Source organism: Bacillus sp. ISL-7, assembly GCF_018613065.1.
Genome location: NZ_JAGGQW010000040.1, coordinates 109,470 through 130,023, shown reverse-complemented (window position 1 = coordinate 130,023; position 20,554 = coordinate 109,470). Strand labels below are relative to the sequence as shown.

21 protein-coding genes are annotated in these 20,554 nt (G+C 37.3%); 5 read left to right on the top strand and 16 right to left on the bottom strand.

The features are described from left to right. Positions 1-6: 6 nt before the first annotated feature. Complete coding sequence (locus J7E66_RS16215; RefSeq protein WP_215001714.1) at positions 7-966, bottom strand: NAD(P)H-dependent flavin oxidoreductase; 960 nt, start codon at positions 964-966, stop codon at positions 7-9. Positions 967-1,166: 200 nt separating this feature from the next. Here J7E66_RS16215 and J7E66_RS16210 point away from each other — a divergent pair, with 200 nt between their 5' ends. Continuing rightward, on the top strand, positions 1,167-2,639 hold the full coding sequence (locus J7E66_RS16210) for an aminotransferase class I/II-fold pyridoxal phosphate-dependent enzyme (protein ID WP_215001712.1): 1,473 nt from the start codon (positions 1,167-1,169) through the stop codon (positions 2,637-2,639). A gap of 57 nt (positions 2,640-2,696) precedes the next feature. On the opposite strand, the gene J7E66_RS16205 is transcribed toward J7E66_RS16210, so the two are convergent. Both J7E66_RS16205 and J7E66_RS16200 read right to left on the bottom strand, forming a co-directional pair. Continuing rightward, positions 2,697-2,819, bottom strand: a complete 123-nt coding sequence (locus tag J7E66_RS16205) for a GapA-binding peptide SR1P (protein ID WP_215001710.1) — start codon at positions 2,817-2,819, stop codon at positions 2,697-2,699. Between the two features lie 161 nt (positions 2,820-2,980). Continuing rightward, a complete protein-coding gene (locus tag J7E66_RS16200) occupies positions 2,981-3,280 on the bottom strand; it encodes a DUF3055 domain-containing protein (RefSeq protein WP_215001708.1) in 300 nt (99 codons plus the stop codon). A 162-nt stretch (positions 3,281-3,442) separates the two neighbouring features. Between J7E66_RS16200 and J7E66_RS16195 the strand changes: the two genes are divergently transcribed. Continuing rightward, positions 3,443-3,877, top strand: a complete 435-nt coding sequence (locus tag J7E66_RS16195) for a DUF1885 family protein (protein ID WP_215001706.1) — start codon at positions 3,443-3,445, stop codon at positions 3,875-3,877. Positions 3,878-4,338: 461 nt separating this feature from the next. Here the strand turns inward: J7E66_RS16195 and lpdA are convergent, their stop codons facing one another. The 5 genes from lpdA to J7E66_RS16170 all read right to left on the bottom strand — a co-directional run bounded on the left by lpdA (position 4,339) and on the right by J7E66_RS16170 (position 10,427). Continuing rightward, on the bottom strand, positions 4,339-5,754 hold the full coding sequence (gene lpdA, locus J7E66_RS16190; protein WP_215001704.1) for a dihydrolipoyl dehydrogenase: 1,416 nt from the start codon (positions 5,752-5,754) through the stop codon (positions 4,339-4,341). 4 nt (positions 5,755-5,758) lie between these two features. Continuing rightward, positions 5,759-7,090, bottom strand: coding sequence for a dihydrolipoamide acetyltransferase family protein (locus J7E66_RS16185; RefSeq protein WP_215001702.1), 1,332 nt, complete (start codon positions 7,088-7,090; stop codon positions 5,759-5,761). Between the two features lie 78 nt (positions 7,091-7,168). Then, complete coding sequence (locus tag J7E66_RS16180; protein ID WP_215001700.1) at positions 7,169-8,146, bottom strand: alpha-ketoacid dehydrogenase subunit beta; 978 nt, start codon at positions 8,144-8,146, stop codon at positions 7,169-7,171. 3 nt (positions 8,147-8,149) lie between these two features. After that, positions 8,150-9,265, bottom strand: coding sequence for a pyruvate dehydrogenase (acetyl-transferring) E1 component subunit alpha (gene pdhA / locus J7E66_RS16175; RefSeq protein ID WP_215001698.1), 1,116 nt, complete (start codon positions 9,263-9,265; stop codon positions 8,150-8,152). Between the two features lie 499 nt (positions 9,266-9,764). Further along, complete coding sequence (locus tag J7E66_RS16170) at positions 9,765-10,427, bottom strand: YkyA family protein (RefSeq protein ID WP_308162517.1); 663 nt, start codon at positions 10,425-10,427, stop codon at positions 9,765-9,767. 182 nt (positions 10,428-10,609) lie between these two features. Here J7E66_RS16170 and def point away from each other — a divergent pair, with 182 nt between their 5' ends. Then, positions 10,610-11,164, top strand: a complete 555-nt coding sequence (gene def / locus J7E66_RS16165) for a peptide deformylase (RefSeq protein ID WP_215001694.1) — start codon at positions 10,610-10,612, stop codon at positions 11,162-11,164. Between the two features lie 74 nt (positions 11,165-11,238). Here def and J7E66_RS16160 read toward each other — a convergent pair whose 3' ends face one another. Beyond that, on the bottom strand, positions 11,239-12,009 hold the full coding sequence (locus J7E66_RS16160; RefSeq protein ID WP_215001692.1) for a Cof-type HAD-IIB family hydrolase: 771 nt from the start codon (positions 12,007-12,009) through the stop codon (positions 11,239-11,241). Between the two features lie 523 nt (positions 12,010-12,532). On the opposite strand from J7E66_RS16160, the gene J7E66_RS16155 reads away from it, so the two are divergent. Both J7E66_RS16155 and rnjA read left to right on the top strand, forming a co-directional pair. Further along, positions 12,533-12,742 (top strand): DNA-dependent RNA polymerase subunit epsilon, encoded by a 210-nt coding sequence (locus tag J7E66_RS16155; protein WP_088086236.1) that lies wholly within the window; start codon positions 12,533-12,535, stop codon positions 12,740-12,742. Between the two features lie 6 nt (positions 12,743-12,748). Next, positions 12,749-14,416 carry a ribonuclease J1 gene (rnjA, locus tag J7E66_RS16150; RefSeq protein WP_066252453.1) on the top strand — a complete coding sequence of 556 codons (1,668 nt, stop codon included), beginning with the start codon at positions 12,749-12,751 and terminating at the stop codon, positions 14,414-14,416. A 41-nt stretch (positions 14,417-14,457) separates the two neighbouring features. Here the strand turns inward: rnjA and J7E66_RS16145 are convergent, their stop codons facing one another. The 7 genes from J7E66_RS16145 to J7E66_RS16115 form a co-directional block, all read right to left on the bottom strand. Further along, positions 14,458-15,117, bottom strand: a complete 660-nt coding sequence (locus J7E66_RS16145; protein WP_168242652.1) for a potassium channel family protein — start codon at positions 15,115-15,117, stop codon at positions 14,458-14,460. An 86-nt stretch (positions 15,118-15,203) separates the two neighbouring features. Beyond that, the gene (locus J7E66_RS16140) at positions 15,204-16,118 is read right to left on the bottom strand and encodes a DUF4349 domain-containing protein (RefSeq protein ID WP_215001690.1); all 915 of its coding nucleotides are present in this window, start codon (positions 16,116-16,118) and stop codon (positions 15,204-15,206) included. A 138-nt stretch (positions 16,119-16,256) separates the two neighbouring features. Next, entirely contained in the window at positions 16,257-16,712 is a 456-nt protein-coding gene (locus J7E66_RS16135) for a TlpA disulfide reductase family protein (protein ID WP_215001688.1), read from the bottom strand. 64 nt (positions 16,713-16,776) lie between these two features. After that, the gene (locus tag J7E66_RS16130; protein WP_168242649.1) at positions 16,777-17,325 is read right to left on the bottom strand and encodes a peroxiredoxin; all 549 of its coding nucleotides are present in this window, start codon (positions 17,323-17,325) and stop codon (positions 16,777-16,779) included. A gap of 271 nt (positions 17,326-17,596) precedes the next feature. Further along, entirely contained in the window at positions 17,597-18,730 is a 1,134-nt protein-coding gene (locus J7E66_RS16125) for an N-acetyldiaminopimelate deacetylase (protein WP_215001686.1), read from the bottom strand. 122 nt (positions 18,731-18,852) lie between these two features. After that, complete coding sequence (gene dapD / locus J7E66_RS16120; RefSeq protein WP_168242647.1) at positions 18,853-19,563, bottom strand: 2,3,4,5-tetrahydropyridine-2,6-dicarboxylate N-acetyltransferase; 711 nt, start codon at positions 19,561-19,563, stop codon at positions 18,853-18,855. Between the two features lie 73 nt (positions 19,564-19,636). Continuing rightward, a complete protein-coding gene (locus tag J7E66_RS16115) occupies positions 19,637-20,524 on the bottom strand; it encodes a transcriptional regulator CcpC (RefSeq protein ID WP_215001684.1) in 888 nt (295 codons plus the stop codon). Between the last annotated feature and the right edge of the window lie 30 nt (positions 20,525-20,554).

Genomic DNA, 20,554 nt, shown 5'->3' with positions numbered 1-20,554 from the left:
ATACATTTAATTTCCCCACTTTGCACGAATTTGTTCAGCATCTTTCATCATTCGATTGAATAACTCATGAACCGAAGGGACATCTTTAATTAATCCCATCACTTGTCCTGCCCATGCAAAGCCTTCATCAGGGACACCATCATAAATGTAGCGTTGGTTAGCCATTCCACTAATGAAATCTTTTAACTGATCATAACCTCCATTGTTTTTTTCTAACTCAAGAATTTTTTCTGTCCAGCTGTTAGCAAGTGCCCTGGCGGGAGTTCCTAGAGTTCTCTTGATGACAACCGTTCCAGATTCATTTCCTTCCACTAAAGTCTTCTTATATATCTCGTTTGCATGAACACATTCCTTAGTCGCAATAAATCTCGTACCCATTTCAATCCCTTCAGCACCTAAGCTAAGGGCTGCCATGAGCCCTCTGCCATCACCTATTCCCCCTGATGCAATAACAGGTATAGAAACGGCATCTACGACTTGAGGAACTAAAACAAGCGTGCCGACATCATCTCGTCCTAGGTGGCCTCCCCCTTCTTGACCGACGACCATAACTGCATCTGCACCGAGTTCTTCTGCTTTGACAGCCTGTCTTCTTGCCGCTACAAGGACAAGTGTCTTAATCTGCGTACCTTTTAATTGTTCAAATATGGGGGCAGGATTCCCTCCTGTCATTGAAACAACCGGGACCTTTTCATCAATAGCCACTTGGAGAAGATCAGCAAATGGCCTCCCATGCTGTCCAATCGCAAAATTAACCCCAAAAGGATTTTTCGTCATCTGCTTCACCTTTCGTATTTCAGCTCTTAGCTGTTCAGGTTCACCTAAAGACATAGCTGTGATTTGACCAAGACCTCCGGCATTTGATACCGCTGCGGCCAATTCAGAATAGGCTAAATAAGCTAGACCCCCTTGAACAATAGGAAATCGTATATTTAATAATTCAGTAACACGTGTTTTCCATTCCATTTTAACCCCTCCTAAAAACTTCTATTTGTTATTTCGTCTCTTTAGGGTAATTTTCCTTTTTAAATGGGAAACTATCGTAAACCGACTCAGTAAAAACATTTATTTCTTTGCAATGAACGGTATTAGTGCTATAATTCCTTTGTTTTTATGTTTTTGGATGACATAATTAGAGTATTTTTACAAAGAGGTGTGGTTATAAATTGTCTCAAAATCAAACACCGCTATTTAGCGGTTTATTAGCACATGCGAAAAAGAACCCAATTCAATTTCATATTCCTGGTCATAAAAAAGGAGCTGGGATTGACCCTGAGTTTCGAAACTTTATCGGTGATAACGCCCTGTCTATTGACCTAATTAATATTGGTCCACTAGATGACCTTCATCAGCCAAAAGGAATCATTAAGCAGGCTCAGGATTTAGCAGCCGAAGCCTTCGGAGCTGATCGAACATTTTTTTCAGTACAAGGGACAAGCGGAGCAATCATTGCCATGATTATGGCTGTATGTGGTCCAGATGATAAAATTATTGTTCCAAGAAATGTTCATAAGTCAATTATGTCTGCTATTGTCTTTTCTGGTGCCATCCCTGTATTTATCCAGCCTGAGATTGATAAGGAATTAGGAATTTCTCACGGAATAACACCTGATGCAGTAGGAAGGGCTCTAGAGCAACATCCTGACGCCAAAGCTGTTTTAGTAATCAACCCAACATATTTTGGCATCTCCGGAGATTTAAAAAAGATTGTTGAAATTTCTCATTCCTATCATATTCCTGTTCTTGTTGACGAAGCCCATGGTGTTCATATTCATTTCCATGATGACCTTCCACTTTCAGCTATGCAAGCCGGTGCAGATATGGCGGCTACTAGCGTCCACAAACTAGGTGGATCGATGACTCAAAGCTCGATTTTAAATGTGAAAGAAGGACTCGTTTCCGCAAAACATGTTCAGTCAATTCTAAGCATGCTTACTACTACCTCCACTTCGTATTTATTACTTGCATCACTTGATGTCGCTCGGAAGCAATTGGCTACGAAAGGAAGGGATTTGATCGATAAAACCATCAATTTAGCGCAATCCATGCGGAAAAGAATTAATGAGATTGAAAATCTGCATTGTATCGGTGAGGAAATTCTAGGGTCAGAAGCTACCTTTGATTATGATCCAACCAAGCTTATCATTTCAGTTAAAGAACTAGGATTAACTGGATACGATGTTGAAAAATGGTTAAGAGAAAAACACAATATTGAAGTGGAACTTTCTGATCTTTATAACATTCTTTGTATCATCACGCTTGGAGACACAGAAGTGGAAGCCGACTTGTTAATTAATGCCTTAAAAGATTTGGCAGATGAGTGTAAACATCGCACCGAAAGAATTGAACCTGTTGAAGTTCTTCTTCCTGAAATTCCTGTCCTTGCCTTAACACCAAGAGATGCGTTTTATTCTGAAACAGAAGTTATTCCTTTTGAAGAATCTGAAGGAAGAATTATTGCAGAATTTATTATGGTATACCCACCCGGTATCCCAATTTTTATTCCTGGTGAGATTATTACTAAGGAAAACCTCCATTACATTCGAAAAAACCTTGAGGCAGGTTTACCTGTACAAGGTCCAGAAGATGATGAAATTAAGTCAATTCTTGTCATTAAAGAATACAAGGCAATAAAATAAAACAACAAAAATACAGGATTCCGATATCGGAATCCTGTTTTAATTTATGTTTAGTTATTATAAATCTTCCTCTGTATGATGATCCTCGCAACATTTGCATTTAGAATAAAGCACCGTTACTTTTTCATCTTCAAAATGATCAATAGTAGAGTTACAAGTTTGACATACTAAAGTACCCATTTGTTCAACCCCCTTTTCATTATTGAATAATCACAAAACGAAGTATTTATATATCATTAATGCAATAATAATATATCACATTAGAAATATCAAGCCTAAATTGTATGTCACATTTAAAAAAATAATTAAAAAAAGACCCTATTGGGCCTTTACTTGATAAATTATTCGTACTGAGTCTCAAACGGGATGATTGGTAGTGTTTCGCTGAAAAACTCAGCTAAATCTGCTGCTTGCTGTTGATCAGGGATACGGAATACGGTTTGAAGGTAATCAATATCTTCGATGTCTTTTGGGTCGAGGAGAGTGGAACGGCCAGTCTGCATGCAGACAACTAGAGGTTTGCCGAAAAACATGTTGGTGAAAATTATGCCGAAATCATAACGGGTATGTTCGGTTGCAAATCCAATAAACCTTACCTTCGCATTTTCATGTTCATCATAGAGCTTATCAAATAATTCCATAAGGCTCCTCCCTTTTTATAAGAATGTTTAGAATATTATTATAATTCATTTTTCCTAAAGAAACAAGAAAACTTCTACTTTTATTTAAAGCTATAGTTGTCATAAGATTTTATTAAATGCTAGAATAGAGAGGCATATATAATGGACTAGGGGGGAATGATGATGGCTGTTAATGCATATATTAAGCTAGTGCCTTCATCTGCTAAACAAACAGTAACAATTGAAGAAGTTAAAGAATTATTTCATGAGTATAAAAATAACACTACAAAAACTGGTAATCAAATAGGTTGGCAATATGGAGAATCAGCTTTTCCCTATGTAATTAAAGAAACATCAGAAGCGGACGGAAAATGGTTCTATTTACACTCTAACGATGACCGCTACTATGCCATTTTATTAGGTGTAGACCAGGAAACTATTCGAAATGAAGAAGGACAAGATCTAGAACAAACATACATACAAGTTACATTACCCGAACAATCTACCTATGGAGATAAGGGTAAAGCGAATGAATTTTGTAAATACCTTGCGAAAAAGCTGCAAGGGGAACTCCACCTTTTTAATGAGAGAATCATGTATTATTATCCCCGTAAATAAAAAAAGCTCCTTTTGGGGCTTTTTTTAGTGAATAAACAATTCCATTGTATAGTGAATCGAAGTATATATAACAAGGCTTAAAGTAGTGATAAAAAGCGTTTTGCGCACTGATTTTGTGACCTGGTTTCCTATTAAAAATGCTAAATAAAAGAACACAAAAAACATAATGACTTTATAAATTAGCTGGTCATGCTTTGATAACCATTCAATAAATGTATATCCGCTCCAAATGATAAATTGCAGTATCACAACAATATAGACCCTCATATTTATCACCACTCTTAATACATTCACTTCTTTTTAGAATGCTCGTTCTTAAGTATATGTTCTAAAAGCGAGAGATATATTTTATTTTTAAGTTGACAAGGATTTTTTTGCTTTTATCTTTGTATAAATACAATTCGGTAAAAATAGTAAAAGTCCTTTCCGTTAGTTAACGAAAAGGACTATATATTTATGAATTATTTCATAATATGGATTGGGCTTCCTAAGGCAACTTCCGCCGCTTCCATTGTGATTTCTCCAAGTGTAGGATGAGCATGAATAGTCATGGCAAGATCTTCAGCAGACATTCCAGCTTCAATCGCAAGTCCCAATTCTGCAATCATATCTGATGCATTTGTGCCGGCAATCTGCGCTCCGATGACAAGTCCATCCTCTTTACGAGTAATTAATTTCATGAATCCATCACCACTGTCGAGTGATAATGCACGACCATTAGCTGCAAATGGGAATTTAGCCGCATTTACAACAATTCCTTCTTCTTTTGCTTGGGCTTCTGTATATCCAACTGAAGCTAATTCAGGATCAGAGAAGACCACAGCAGGAATACCTAAGTAATCAATTTCAGAGGTGTGACCAGCAATTGCCTCTGCGGCAATTTTAGCTTCATATGAAGCTTTATGTGCCAATTGAGGGCCAGCAACAACATCACCTATAGCATAAATATTGCTAAGATTTGTGCGGCATTGCTTGTCAATTTCAATTAGACCGCGTTCAGTTAATTTAACACCAACTTGTTCTAAGCCCATTTCATCAGTGTTAGGACGTCGTCCTACCATTACAAAAACATAATCTGCTTCGATTTTCTTTTCTTCGCCTTTTGTTTCGAACGTTACTACCACACCATTTTCAGTTTCTTCAACGCCCTTGGCAAACGCCTTTGTAAAGAACTCTGCACCTTTTTTCTTCATGCTTCGTTTTACGAGAGCAGCCATTTGCTTATCAAAAACACCAAGACCTAATATTTCTTCTGCACCTTCTAAAATGGTAACCTGACTGCCAAAGTTTGCGTATGCACCGCCAAGCTCAATCCCGATTACGCCTCCGCCGATAACGACGATTTTTTCAGGGATTTCATTTAAGTTAAGTGCCCCAGTAGAATTCAAAACACGTTTTGAATATTTAAAGGCGGGTAACTCAATAGGACGGGATCCGGTAGCAATAATGGCATTTTTAAAGGTATAAGTTTGCGCTGAATTTTCATCCATTACACGCAGCGTATTGCCATCGACAAAATATGCTTCACCACGGGCAATGTTTACTTTGTTTCCTTTTAATAATCCTTCAACGCCGCCAGTTAATTTATTTACAATTCCTGATTTAAACTCTTGAACTTTTGTGAAATCCACTTTTACATTTTCAGCAGTAATCCCGAAGGTTTCAGAATGCATCGCTGTTTCATAGCGGTGACCTGCTGAAATTAATGCTTTAGAAGGGATACATCCTACATTTAAGCAAACGCCGCCAACATATTCTTTTTCAACAATTGTCACTTTTTGTCCCAACTGCGCTGCACGAATAGCTGCAACATATCCCCCTGGGCCTGCTCCGATGACTATAGTATCTGTTTCAATTGGGAAATCTCCTACGACCATTTTATTACGCCTCCATTAACAATAGTTCTGGATCGTTCAATAAACGTTTAATATGATTTAATGCATTTTGTGCTGTTGCACCGTCAATCATGCGGTGGTCAAAACTTAATGAAAGTGCTAAAACCGGTGCAGCAACAATTTCACCGTTTCTAACGATTGGTTTTTCTGCAATCCGGCCAACGCCCAAAATTGCTACTTCAGGATGGTTAATAACTGGTGTAAACCATTGCCCGCCAGCTGAACCGATGTTTGAAATTGTACAAGATGCGCCATTCATTTCGTTAGGTGCAAGTTTGCCGTCACGGGCTTTTACAGCTAATTCATTAATTTCATTTGAAATTGAGAATACTGACTTACGGTCTGCATCTTTTACTACTGGAACTAACAATCCTTTTTCAGTGTCTGCTGCAATTCCAATATTATAATAATGTTTATGAATGATTTCACTAGTAGCATCATCAAGTGAAGTATTTAAAGCTGGGAATTCACGTAATGCACTTGTTAATGCTTTAACGATGTATGGTAAGAAGGTAAGCTTAATGCCTTTAGCAGCTGCCACTTCTTTGAATTTCTTCCGGTGTGTAACAAGTTTAGTTACATCGATTTCATCCATTAATGTAACGTGAGGAGCAGTGTGTTTGGAGTTAACCATTGCTTTGGCAATTGCCTTCCTGATCCCACTCATTTTCTCGCGAGTTTCTGGATATTCACCTCGTGGAATAGCTACGGCTGTTGTTTGCGGTGCCTCCACTTTAGCTGTTTCAACCTCTACAGCTACATTTGTCGCAGCTTGTGGCGAAGGTGCTGCTCCACCGCTTACAAAGAGATCAATATCACCCTTCAGTATCCGTCCATTATTTCCTGTTCCAGCTATTAAATTGATACTAATGCCTTTTTCACGGGCATATTTACGAACAGATGGCATAGCAATAATCCGACGATTTGGATCAACATCTGCTTGTGGTGCCACTGCTACTGCTGCTGGTTGTGGTGCTGCATCTTGTTTAACCTCAGGTGCAGGAGTTGATACTGCTGCTTTTTCTTCTTGTTTCGGTTCATCAGCATGTTCATCGCCTTTAAATTGTAGGTTTTCATACCCTGGGGCATCAAAAGTGACTAAAACCTGTCCAACTGTAGCGACAGTTCCTTCTCCTACTAGTACTTCAAGAACTGACCCTTCAACTGGGGACGGAATTTCTACCACTGCTTTATCATTTTGAATCTCGCAAAGTACATCATCTTCTTGAACTTTGTCGCCTGGCTTTACAAACCATTTAACAATTTCGCCTTCATGAATACCTTCACCGATGTCAGGCATTTTAAATTGAAATGACACTAGGATTCATCCTCCTAAATTACATGTATTTTTGAGCATCGAAATTATAGTAATTAGAACGGCCAATTACGTATTTAATTAAAATGTTAAAACTTTTTTAGCTGTTTCAATTACATCCTTATAATTCGGCAGCCATGCAGCTTCCGCTTGCGGGAATGCAAAAATGGTATCAGGTGCAGCCACACGCAATACAGGTGCTTCTAAGCTTAGGATTGCGCGGTCGTTAATTTCAGCAACAACGTTTGCAGCAATTCCTGCTTGTTTTTGAGCTTCTTGAACAACGATCGCACGACCTGTTTTTTCAACTGAAGCAATAATCGTTTCAATATCGATTGGACTTACTGTTCTTAAGTCAATAACTTCTGCAGAATGACCTTCTTTCTCTAGTTCCTCTGCGGCTTTTAATGACTCGTGAACCATTGCTCCATAAGTAACGATAGTAATATCAGTTCCTTCACGTTTTACTTCGGCTTTTCCTAGTGGAATTGTATATTCACCTTCTGGAACTTCTTGACGGAACGAACGGTATAACTTCATATGCTCAAGGAAAATAACTGGGTCATTATCACGGATTGATGAAATGAGAAGTCCTTTAGCATCATATGGAGTTGATGGAATAACAACCTTTAAGCCAGGCTGTTGCGCCATAAGTCCTTCTAAACTGTCTGCGTGCATATCAGGTGTATGTACGCCGCCTCCAAATGGCGAACGAAATGTTACTGGAGCATTAAATTTGCCTCCGGTACGATAACGAAGACGAGCTGCCTGACCAGAAATTGAATCCATTACTTCATAAACGAAACCGAAGAATTGAATTTCTGGAACAGGGCGAAAGCCTTGTAAACTAAGACCGACCGCTAATCCGCCGATTCCTGATTCAGCAAGTGGCGTGTCAAAAACACGATCTTCGCCAAATTCATTTTGCAACCCTTCGGTTGCACGGAAAACACCACCGTTTACACCCACGTCTTCACCGAATACTAATACATTCGGATCATTGCTTAATTCCACACGCAATGCATCTGTAATTGCTTGAATCATTGTCATTTGAGCCATGGCTTACTTCGACTCCTTTTCTTTATATATTTCATATTGCTCTTTTAAGTTTTGCGGCATTTCTTCATACATAAATGACATTAAATCAGTTACCTTTTGTTTAGGCGCTGCATCAGCTTTTTTAATTGCTTCTTTAATGTCTTCTTTCGCTTGTTCGATTACTTCATTTTCTTTTTCTTCCGTCCATAACCCTTTATTTTCAAGAAATTTACGGAAACGTACTAATGGATCTTTCTTTTCCCATTCATTGTCAAGGTCTGCTGTACGATAACGAGTTGGATCATCACCAGCCATGGTATGAGGACCATATCTGTAAGTTAATGTTTCAATGAATGTTGGGCCTTCACCATTAATTGCACGCTCACGTGCATCACGAGTTGCAACATATACCGCTAAAGGATCCATACCGTCAACTTGAATACCAGGAATACCTGCTGCAACTGCTTTTTGAGCCAAAGTTTTGGCAGCCGTTTGCTTGTCAACAGGAGTTGAGATTGCGAAACGGTTATTTTGAGCAATAAAGATAGCTGGAGCTTTATATGCGCCTGCAAAATTCATTCCTTCATAGAAATCCCCTTGAGATGTACCACCGTCACCTGTATACGTAATTGCAACTGCTTTTACTCCACGCTTTTTCATTCCTAGTGCTACACCAGCTGTCTGAACATACTGTGCACCGATAATGATTTGCGGGATAGCTATATTAACGCCCTCAGGAATTTGTCCACCTTCAAAATGACCTCTGGACCATAAAAAGGCTTGGTATAAAGGTAATCCATGCCAGATAATTTGTGGAACATCACGATATCCCGGTAGGATAAAATCTTCTTTTTCTAATGCAAACTGTGAAGCTAATTGAGATGCCTCTTGTCCTGCAGTTGGAGCGTAGAATCCTAATCTTCCTTGGCGATTTAAAGAGATAGAGCGCTGGTCAAGAATTCGTGTATAAACCATACGGCGCATTAATTCCTGAAGCTGTTCATCTGTAAGGTCTGGCATCGCAGCTTCGTTTACGACTTCACCAACTTCATTAAGAATTTGAAGTGTTTGAAATTGTTCCTCTACAACTTCTAGTGTTTTCTTCGCATCAAGCTTGGCGTTCTGAGTTTTAGAAACCATTTAGGTCACCTCTTCCTTTCAATTCAAAACTTAATTTTTTTAATTATTATCCACTAAGTTAGAATACCCAAAAACTTAAGAATAAAAGACAGATGGACAATGTCATCCTTTTTTCTTTATCATTTGGATAAACTCTTGATATTACACTCGATTTTGGTAAGCATAGTACATGAAAAATACTTTCAAATAGTTTTTCACATAAACGAAAAGTTAAAACAAAATATCTTTCACCTTACCATCATCTTATTCTGTACCACTATTTTATGTAACATCATTGATACAATTTATTAATACTTTTTAAGTTTACATCATTAGTTTTTACACGTCAAATACTATATTTTAATATTTTTCACCACGTTCATATTGCTAATATTATAAACATTTTTTCGTCTGTATTACTTTTTTTTGACATCTGTTATATATAATACCTCATTTGATTTATTTGTTATAATATACAAAAAATCGGCCTATTCAGCCGATTATTTTGATGAGATAATATTTATTTGCTTGATTTAAGCCCTGCTTGTTTATAAAATGACAACTTTTTATCATTGTATTGTTCTGTTAACATATTAAATTTTTCATTGGCATTATAGACTCTTTTATACGTTTCATTTAACTTATTTACCTGTGCTTCAAGGTCTTCAAGTGGAAGATTTTTATTTTTAAACATTTCGTACAATTCTTTATCATTTTTCAGTGCTTCATTATACTCTAGGTATAACGCTTCATGCGCTTTATATCTTTCCATCATTATCTCATATAGTTCATTAGCTAATTTCGTTAAATCGCGATCTTCTAATTTATCCTTAATATCCCTAGCCTTTATGAATTCTTTCTGGGATTCTTTAATGCTGTTGGTTTCTTTGTCCATCAGCGCTTTTCTTTCATCAGCTAATAATATTGCTTCATCTGAAAGTTTTACGATTTGAGCATATTCTTTCATGCCAAGTTTGATAATCTGGTCATAAATTTCTTTTTCTTTTTTTTCAAGTGTAACAAGGGGATTCTGTTGTTCCTCAAATTCTTTTTCGGCTGAAACGACTTTTTCTAACACATCATACATTTTTTCGACTGGAGACTTTTCTTTCGTACACCCAGCAAAAATAACAATCAAAACGGATAAACATAAAATAAAACCATACTTTTCTTTTAATGACACATTATATACCTCCTGCCTATTCCAATTCCTACTATATCGACACCAGGTTTGTTTGACAATACAATATCCCATAAAAAAGGTTGCAAATCAGTTACCTGAATCAAATATTAACTTTTTATCAATTGTCTGATAGACTATTTATTATTAATAATTTTAGTTTAAGCACAGGAGTGAGTGGAATCATGATTACGATGGAAGATATCATTCGAGATGGTCATCCTTCCCTTAGAAAAGTGGCTGCAGAAGTATCCATGCCGCCATCAGAAGAGGATAAACAAATATTATTTAACTTATTAGAATATGTAATTAATAGTCAAAATCCTGAAAAGTCGGTACAATTTGGTTTACGCCCAGGAATTGGATTGGCTGCTCCGCAAATAAATGTTCTAAAACGGATGATAGCTGTGCATCTTACAGATGACACAGGCACTCTTTATAGTTACGCATTATTTAATCCCAAAATTATCAGCCATTCTGTTGAAAAGTCGTATTTACAAGCTGGTGAAGGCTGCCTTTCAGTAGATAGAGCCATTCCAGGATACGTTCAAAGATATGCTAGGATTACTGTAAAGGGAACAAACCTTAACGGTGAAGAAGTGAAACTACGTTTAAAGGGACTTCCTTCTATCTGCTTTCAACACGAAATCGATCATTTAAATGGTGTTATGTTTTATGATTATATCAATCATGAAGACCCGTTAAAACCAATCGAAGGAGCCATAGCCATCGAAAGGTAATCAAACTGGAGGCGCCTTGATTTTGGGCTCCAGATGTATAAAGAACCGGCCCCTGCCTAGGGTCGGTTCTCAATTTAAATTAACTGTAATTCTTTTAGCCCATTCCAGATACCATCTTCGGAAACATCGCTTGTAATAAGATCTGCAAGTTCTCTGGCTTCAGGGACACCATTTCCCATGGCAACGCCTGTTCCAACTGCCTTCAACATTTCTAAATCATTTAAACCATCTCCGAATGCATATACATCCTTCAACTCAAACCCCAAACGTTCGATCATTTTTTTTATTCCTTCTGCTTTTGAACCACCCTTTGGTAAAACATCGACAGAATATGGATGCCATCTGATAAAATCAAATTGGGGATAGTCAGAGAAATATAAACTTTCATCTTTATTTTCACAAAAAAGGAGGCTTTGATACATTTTTCGATTGACATAAAAAGAATCATCCTCTTCAGGATGTGGGAAATTTAGGCTTCCCATGCTTTTTTCAACAAATGGATGATGCTTAACACTTGCCTTCATTGTTTTTTCATTCATAAACACTAATGGATGATTGTTTGACTTCGTATGGTTAAATAATTTATTAAGCTCATTTTCATTCAAAGGGTTCTCATATATAACTTCATTCTCAAAAACCACAAATTGACCGTTAAAGCTCACATAGGAGTCAATTCCAAGTACATTCCGCAGGCCTTCAAACATAAACGGAGCTCTGCCAGTGGCAATTGCGACAAATACATCATTCTTCTTAAGTAAATTAATGGCTTTTATCGTGCTTTCGGGTAGGTTTTTATCATGGTCGAGCAAGGTGCCGTCTATGTCAAAAAATACAATTTTCTTCATTTAATATGTACTCCTTTTTATCGAATCCTCTAAACTGTGAAAATGTACTCCCCACAGTTCTTTATTCTTTAAAACACTAAACTTTATATTAAAAAAAGTCAATTTATAATTTGTCAATGTAATTCCATGTTTAACCATGATTGAATCAGCAATTTCATCATATAATATAGTAAAAATACTCTTATTTTAAAAAAACTTCAATAATCTGCCATCGCTTACTTTACATTGGACAAGGATTGTATAAAATAAGAGGTAAGGAGATGATCCACTATGTTAAAGAAGCTAAGGAAGAAGCTTTTAAAACAGTGGAAAGAATTACTGCGAAAGAAATCCATTGCCTAAATTTTTTTAGGGCCCTTCAAACTTGCGAGGGGCTCCTTCGTTATTGTAAATTGTAAAAACAACGATTCTTTTTTACATACTTTTCATATAAGTCTAACGGTTTCCAAAGAAAATAAATGAAAAAGATGAAAATGTTTTATATAATAGAAAAAGTTATGATTCAGTTAGGAGCGAAATTGTAATGATATTTAAAGTATATTATCAGGAAAACATCAAAGAAGTACCAGTCAGAGAGAATACAAAAACCCTATTTATTGAAGGAGAATCGGTAAGAGATGTCCGCTCAAAAATTGCCGACCGTGGGTTTAATGTTGAATTTGTTCAAGAAGTAAAGGGAGCTCATTTAAAATATGAACTTCAAAATGAAGACTATAAAGTATTGGAGAAATGATAATTTATGAAATTTGTTAAGAATGATCAAACTGCGGTTTTTGCCCTGGGTGGTTTAGGCGAAATTGGCAAAAACACGTATGCGGTTCAGTTTCAGGATGAAATAATATTAATTGATGCCGGAATAAAATTTCCTGAGGATGAGCTATTAGGTATTGATTACGTAATTCCTGATTATACCTATTTGGTTAAGAATCAAGATAAAATAAAAGGATTATTTGTTACACACGGACATGAAGATCACATTGGCGGTATTCCCTATTTATTACGCGAGATTAATGTTCCAATTTATGGTGGGAAACTCGCTCTTGGATTAATTAAAAATAAACTAGAGGAACACGGCTTATTAAGAAATGCTAAGTTGATAGACATCAAAGAAGACGATATCATCAAATTCCGCAAAACATCGGTTACTTTTTTCCGCACCACCCACAGTATTCCTGATTCTTATGGGATTGTAGTTAAAACTCCGCCCGGTCAAATTGTCCATACTGGAGATTTTAAATTTGATTTTACCCCTGTAGGTGAACCTGCCAATCTAACCAAAATGGCTGAAATAGGTAAAGAAGGCGTTTTATGTTTACTATCAGATAGTACAAATAGTGAAATACCTGAATTCACCATGTCAGAACGTCGGGTAGGCGACAGCATCAATGATATTTTCCGTAAAGTGGACGGACGTATTATTTTTGCTACCTTTGCATCTAATATCCATAGATTGCAGCAAGTGGTAGAGGCAGCAGTAGAATACGGAAGAAAAGTAGCGGTTTTTGGCCGAAGCATGGAAGCAGCTATCAATATCGGACTTGAATTAGGGTATATTAATGCACCTAAAGAGACTTTTATTGAAGCGAATCAAATAAACCGTCTTCCTGCTGATAAAGTTACGATCCTTTGTACCGGAAGTCAGGGCGAAGCTATGGCTGCTCTTTCAAGAATTGCTAATGGGACACACAGACAAATTCAAATCATTCCTGGTGACACAGTGGTATTTTCATCTTCACCTATTCCAGGGAACACAATTAGTGTGAGTCGAACGATTAATATGCTCTATAGAGCCGGCGCGGAAGTTATTCACGGTAAACTAAGTAATATCCATACTTCTGGTCATGGTGGACAGGAAGAACAAAAACTAATGCTGCGTTTAATTAGACCAAAGTTCTTTATGCCAATCCACGGTGAATATCGAATGCAAAGAATGCACGCTAAGATCGCGGTTGATTGCGGAGTACAAGAAGAAAATTGTTTTATTATGGACAATGGTGAAGTGTTAGCTCTTTCTGAGGATACTGCTCAGGTTGCTGGAAAGATTCCATCAGGTTCTGTTTATATCGACGGCAGTGGTGTGGGCGATATTGGAAATATTGTCTTACGTGACCGTAGAATTCTTTCTGAGGAAGGATTAGTTGTTGTGGTCGTAAGTATTAATATGAAGGAATTTAAAATTGCTTCAGGACCTGACCTAATTTCTCGAGGATTTGTTTATATGAGAGAATCCGGTGATTTAATTAACGATGCTCAAAATCTAATCACCAAGCATTTAAATAAAGTGATGGAAAGAAAGACAAGCCAATGGTCTGAAATTAAAAATGAAATTACAGATACATTAGCGCCTTTCCTATACGAAAAAACAAAGCGCAGACCAATGATTTTACCAATCATTATGGAAGTGTAAGAATAAGAAAAGCGGAAGCGCCTCGAGCGCTTCCGCTTTTCTTATTCTAGTACTTTTTTTTCAAATCGATTGATGTCTTGGTCGGTTCCAATCACGATTAAAACATCATTAACGTGAAAAGTTTCTTTGGCTTGTGGAGAAACAATAATTTCTTCTCCTCTTTTTATGGCGACAATATTCAAACCATATTTCTTGCGAATATCCAAATCCATAATCGTATGACCACTAAGTTTTCCATTTGCAACAATTTCAACGATACTGTGTTCATCTGATAGTTCAAGATAGTCGACCACATTACTCGAAGCCATATTGTTAGCAATCCGTTTTCCCATGTCTCTTTCTGGGTGAACAACACTGTCTGCTCCAATTTTCCTCAAAACTTTTTCATGGTAATCGTTTTGAGCCTTAGCTGTAATACGCACTACACCCAATTCCTTAAGAATAAGAGTTGTAAGTATACTTGATTGAATATCATCACCAATAGCTACAATCACATGATCGAAGTTACGTATCCCAAGGCTTTTCAAAACAGCTTCGTCTGTTGTATCCCCTACAACCGCATGAGAAGCAATCATTGCATACTCATTTACTCGTTCTTCATTTTTATCGATAGCAAGAACTTCCATCCCCTCATCGGTAAGAGTTCGGCAAATACTTCCACCGAATCGACCAAGCCCAATGACTGCGAAACTTTTTTTCATATATAACTCCCCCGGTTAAATCATTATCTTATTATGTTTCATTTTAGCATCATTCGTCAGATTTATATAGAGAGAGCTACCCCTTCTTATTCCTGCCCCTGTCTGGACTTCCTCTTTTTAAGATAGTAAAGGAGAAAAAATACTATAATAAATAAAATGGCTAGAACTGGCAGGTTACCAACGAAAAAAACAACCAAGCCTGATAAACCAACTAATAACATATTGATGCTTTTCATGAATTGTTTTTTTGTTTTCTCCCAAGTATTTAATTTATCTTTATTAATTGAAGGTACAACTACGCTTTTTTCGTAAAGGGTTATGTTAACCGTCGAAAGGGAGGTTTGGTTTTCTAAATACTTCATCTTTCCTTCAATGATCTCAATTTCCTCTTGTACGGATGCTAAATCAGCAGAAATTTTCAATAAATCTTCTGTTTTTACTGCACTTTTCATGAAAGTGAGTAACCGTTCTTCCACCACCTTTTTTGATTTTAATCTGGACTCAAGATCAACATATTCCTCGGTTACATCCTGCCCGTTTATGCTTCTTTGCAAAACCTCTGCTGCTTGGCTCTCAGCATCATGTAAAAAGGTCTGAAAGTGCTTTTGTGGTATTCTAATTTTAATGCTGCCACTTACCAGCTCGTTGCCCTCTTTTGATACATTGGACTCTGCTATATAACCTCCATATTTTATTACTTTTTCTTCAAGGATACGGACAGTCTGATCAAATTTCTTTACTCGCAGTTGTAGATCAGCTTGATAAATAACCATTTGGTTTTGAATTTTTATATTTGCAGCTGCGGAACTTTTTTCAGCCTTTTCTGTTTCACCCGAGTAAAAATCTGCTTCCTCCCCATTGCCAGATTGGGCTGAATCCATAACTGTATCATTACTTTCTTTCATTTTTGCACTTTTATCTTCGCTGCTGGGACTGCACCCTGTTACCCAAAATAATAAGATAATGAAAAAGATAGGAAACCAACGTTTTAGCTTTATCATTCTTACACCCCTTTTTTCTCTAATGGTTAAAGCTAGGTATATATAAGTACCGACGATTAAAAGGAGGCAAGGTTACAGGTTAAGAAAAAAATAAAAATGCTGCCCGTTGAATATAACGGACAGCACTTAGATCGTTTTTTATTCTGTTTTTTCCAACTCATCCAACACTCGGTTTACACGCTTCTCGAGCATCTTCATGCCGCTTCCGCCTGCTTGGAAATGGCGGAGCTTGCCTTCTTTGTCAAATACATAATAAGCTGGTACATATTGATTTTCAAGGGCTTCTGTCAACTTGTGATCACTGTCGACAAAAATCGGTTGATTGATTCCATGCTCAGCTGCCACTCGTTTAATTTCATCTAGGTTAAGGTCGTTTTCAGAACGCGGCATATGAACAGCAACCACATTTAACTGGTCCTTAAAATCATCACGGAATTGATTTACCTGCGGCATCGCTTCCTTACAAAGATGGCAGCTAATCGACCAAAAATGAAGCAATGTTGGTTTTTCTCCGATTAGGTCTTCTCTTGTCACTTCACCGTTTAACCATTCAGTTGCCCCAGTTAACTCTGGCATTGGTTCACGTAATTTCATGGATAATCCCCCTATTAAAAAGACCTAACACTTTAAAAGGTTAGGTCTATCTGTTTTGTGCAAATTATACGTTCAATGTAGCTTGTCCAGGCTTCCAGTTTGCTGGGCAAAGACCGCCAGTTTGTAATGCTTGAAGAACACGTAAAGTTTCATCCACATCTCGGCCAATGTTGTTGTGATTTACAACAGAATACTTTAACTCACCCTCAGGATCGATGATGAATAAACCGCGTAGTGCGATACCTTCTTCTTCAATTAATACTCCATAATCACGAGCTACCACATGGTTAGTATCTGCAGCAAGAGGATAGTTTAAATCGCCAAGACCATTTTCTTTGCGATCTGTTTTAATCCAAGCAAGATGAGTGTGGATTGTGTCAGTAGAAGCACCAACGATAACTGCATCTAAATCATCAAACTCTTCAAAACGATCGGACATCGCTGTAATTTCAGTTGGACAAACAAATGTAAAGTCCATAGGATAAAAGAACAACACAGTCCATTTATCGTTTTTCATGTTTTCTTCCAAACTTACTTTTTTAAATTCTTTGTTTGGCATTACAGCATCCATTTCAAAGCGTGGTGCTTGTTTACCTACCATACGTTCTGGCATTCAAATCCCTCCAAATATTTAATAAATGAGTATTTATAGCAATTCTCATTTGCTATCCTTTTCACAATTCTAATTATAGGACACATCTTATTTTGAGTCAATATTAAATTATAATTAATTTAATTAAATACTTATTATTAATTATAACCTTATTTCCCCTTCATAAGTTTTCCCTAATTGTGTAAGAATAATCGACGATATGTAACAATTTCCCTTTTAATTCTCTTTAATTTTATCACGATTGCTAATCAGAACAAAATAAAACGCCTTCTTATATAAGATTTAATCTATTCCCTAAATTAGAGATATAGGTTGTCATTACTTTAACAGCTACTTCAATCGCACCTTCTTGTGGATTTAATTTTGAATGGTGTAAACCATAGGGCGAACCGACACCCAGCCAAAACATAAGCCCTGGAATCTCTTTAAGCATATATCCAAAGTCTTCTCCCGTCATCGCTTCCTTGCACTCGATTACTTCAACATTTGTTTCATTTTGAAGATATTTCATAAAATCTCTTGTAATAGATTCAGTATTATAGACTTGATGATACATCGAACCATAATCAATGACTGCTTCACATTCAAAACCTGCCTCGATTCCCTTCACAAGAGCCTCAATGCGATGTTTAACCTTTTTCATCGATTCAGCAGAAAGCGTCCGGATGGTTCCCTCAAGCCTTGCATTTTCAGCAATAATATTTTGAACAGTACCGCCAGTGATTTTTCCAATCGTTATAACCGCACTATCTAAGGGGTCGACATTCCTCGAAACAATCGTTTGCAGCTGGTTTACCAATGTACATGCTGCGACAACCATATCATTCGTTTCATGGGGTCTAGCGGCATGCCCCCCCTTACCCTTTAGATCAATAAACAGTTCAGAAGTATTAGCAAATAGTAATCCTTCCTTAACCGCGATAGTTCCAACTGGATACTCTGGTGCAATATGTAAGGCAAAAATCAGGTCAGGCTTCCATTCCAGCATCTCATCTGATTTTAACATCGGTTCCGCTCCGCCAGGCCCTTCCTCTGCAGGTTGAAAAACAAACATAAGGTCGTCTGCAATTGAGTTATTCGTAAAATAAGTTAGTACCCCAAGAGCGATGCTCATGTGGAAATCATGCCCACATGCATGCATCTTGTTATTGTGGATCGATGAGAAAGGTAATCCTGTTTCTTCGCTAATTGGAAGTCCATCGATGTCTGTTCTATAACCAATCGTTTTTTGGGGATTTAAGCCATGAACCTTTACAAACAACCCTGTCTTCCATTTTTTTATCGTGATACGATCTTGTGGTAAAGACTCAAGGTAAGATAATAAATAGGCTTGTGTCTCAAACTCTTGAAATCCTAGTTCCGGAATTTGATGAAGGTCACGGCGGATTTTAATCAATGGATTCATTTATTAACTCTCCTTTTAAAAAAGAAGCGTGGATATGCTCCACGCTTTTCTGCTTATACTTTGAGAACTATCTAGCTCCAGCGCCCAGCGGCTAGAGTACTTCGCGCAAAGGAAGCGGGCTTTTAAAGTTGACGAAGTTCTTGCATTATTTCAGTTTTTGACTTCGTTTTTTCATCAATATCTTTAATTTTCCTTGCCGGCATCCCTGCTACAACTGTATAAGGAGCAACATCTTGAGTGACAACTGCACCTGCAGCGACTACTGAACCTGTTCCAACTGTTACCCCTTCAAGAACAACGGCATTCGCTCCAATAAGAACATCATCCTCAATAATAACAGGCTTCGCAGATGGGGGTTCAATAACACCGGCCAAGACAGTTCCCGCCCCAATATGACAATTCTTCCCGACAGTAGCTCTTCCACCTAGAACAACACCCATATCAATCATCGATTTTTCACCAATAACGGCACCGATATTGATAACGGCTCCCATCATAATAACGGCATTATCACCAATTTCCACTTGGTCACGAATAGTAACACCTGGCTCAATTCGGGCATTAATATGCTTATTATCTAACAAAGGGATTGCAGAATTACGACGGTCATTTTCAACCACTTGATCTTCAATTTTTTCTTTATGTGCTTCTAATACTTCATTAATTTCAGACCATTCACCAAAAATGACACCCGTATTTCCATTAATAAAAGTTTTTGTATTGTTTCCAAAATCAATTCCTGCTAATTCACCTTTTAAATACACCTTTACAGGTGTAGATTTTTTACTATTTTGGATAAAAGAAATAATTTCATTTGCATCCATCATCTTCATTATTTTACCCCCTATGTATTCGTACTAAAAAATACTTTAACAAACAAAAGAAACGAAAACAAGAAAAACTACCCTAATCTCCTGAAGATTCAGCGATATGTTCCTTAATTAATTCTACAAATGCTGAAACTTGCTTTAATTGAAAGGCCGATTCATAGCCCAGTAGCCATGTATCACGATTTAGAGGTTCATTATTCTCATTTAAAAGCGGTATTTTGAAAATTTCCTTTTCTGCTTTAGTTAATGTTATGGCGGGCAGGATAGCGTAGCCAATGCCATTGAAAGCCATCTGCTTGCATGTCTCAATTTGATCAACCACAACGGTCCTCTTGGGTGAAGTCTTAAAATTGCGCATCCACCAATCTTGAATTTCCTGGAAATAATTTGAATCACTTTTAAATTGAATGAAGGGGCGGTCCGTATTTAAAACTTGTTCCGGACTGGTAATATCCCTGTCAACTAAATAAAGAGGATCGTTAAATAGATGAACCTTAATTCCTTTCCAATCGGGTGTACCACGGATAATCCCAATATGAACTTGATCGTCATATAAGCATTTTAAAATTTCGCTGCTCCATCCAGTTACTAATGAAATTTTGGCTTGAGGATATCTATCAATAAATTTCTTTAAAACCTGCGGAAGCCAGTTTTGGCCTACAATCGAAGCAACAGCAATCTTCAAAGTACCTGACACACCTGATTGAAGGGAGTGAATGGTTTCACGCACCTTTTCTTGCTTAGTTAGTACTTCATTTGCAAATTGGATGACATGCTCACCTGAGGGGGTTAGAGCTAGTCCTTTTTGTGAGCGAATAAATAATTTCGTTCCCCAATCTTTTTCGATTGTTTGCAATCGTTGCGAAAGGGCTGGCTGTGAAACAAACAGCCGTTCCGACGCCTTCCGCATATTCATCTCCTGGGCTAAAACGGATAATAATTGAAATTCTGATAATGAGGACAAGATTGTTCCCCTCCTTAAAAAAGCTCTGTG

Bases quoted from the DNA above. Each gene is read 5' to 3' on its own strand.
- J7E66_RS16200 (WP_215001708.1), bottom strand. From the start codon at position 3,280: ATGGAATTATTTGATAAGCTCTATGATGAACATGAAAATGCGAAGGTA.
- J7E66_RS16195 (WP_215001706.1), top strand. From the start codon at position 3,443: ATGGCTGTTAATGCATATATTAAGCTAGTGCCTTCATCTGCTAAACAA.
- rnjA (WP_066252453.1), top strand. From the start codon at position 12,749: ATGAAATTTGTTAAGAATGATCAAACTGCGGTTTTTGCCCTGGGTGGT.
- J7E66_RS16155 (WP_088086236.1), top strand. From the start codon at position 12,533: ATGATATTTAAAGTATATTATCAGGAAAACATCAAAGAAGTACCAGTC.
- J7E66_RS16160 (WP_215001692.1), bottom strand. From the start codon at position 12,009: ATGAAGAAAATTGTATTTTTTGACATAGACGGCACCTTGCTCGACCAT.
- J7E66_RS16145 (WP_168242652.1), bottom strand. From the start codon at position 15,117: ATGAAAAAAAGTTTCGCAGTCATTGGGCTTGGTCGATTCGGTGGAAGT.
- J7E66_RS16205 (WP_215001710.1), bottom strand. From the start codon at position 2,819: ATGGGTACTTTAGTATGTCAAACTTGTAACTCTACTATTGATCATTTT.
- pdhA (WP_215001698.1), bottom strand. From the start codon at position 9,265: ATGGTTTCTAAAACTCAGAACGCCAAGCTTGATGCGAAGAAAACACTA.
- dapD (WP_168242647.1), bottom strand. From the start codon at position 19,563: ATGAAGATGATGGATGCAAATGAAATTATTTCTTTTATCCAAAATAGT.
- J7E66_RS16215 (WP_215001714.1), bottom strand. From the start codon at position 966: ATGGAATGGAAAACACGTGTTACTGAATTATTAAATATACGATTTCCT.
- J7E66_RS16130 (WP_168242649.1), bottom strand. From the start codon at position 17,325: ATGCCAGAACGTATGGTAGGTAAACAAGCACCACGCTTTGAAATGGAT.
- J7E66_RS16125 (WP_215001686.1), bottom strand. From the start codon at position 18,730: ATGAATCCATTGATTAAAATCCGCCGTGACCTTCATCAAATTCCGGAA.
- lpdA (WP_215001704.1), bottom strand. From the start codon at position 5,754: ATGGTCGTAGGAGATTTCCCAATTGAAACAGATACTATAGTCATCGGA.
- def (WP_215001694.1), top strand. From the start codon at position 10,610: ATGATTACGATGGAAGATATCATTCGAGATGGTCATCCTTCCCTTAGA.
- J7E66_RS16140 (WP_215001690.1), bottom strand. From the start codon at position 16,118: ATGATAAAGCTAAAACGTTGGTTTCCTATCTTTTTCATTATCTTATTA.
- J7E66_RS16180 (WP_215001700.1), bottom strand. From the start codon at position 8,146: ATGGCTCAAATGACAATGATTCAAGCAATTACAGATGCATTGCGTGTG.
- J7E66_RS16135 (WP_215001688.1), bottom strand. From the start codon at position 16,712: ATGAAATTACGTGAACCAATGCCAGAGTTAACTGGGGCAACTGAATGG.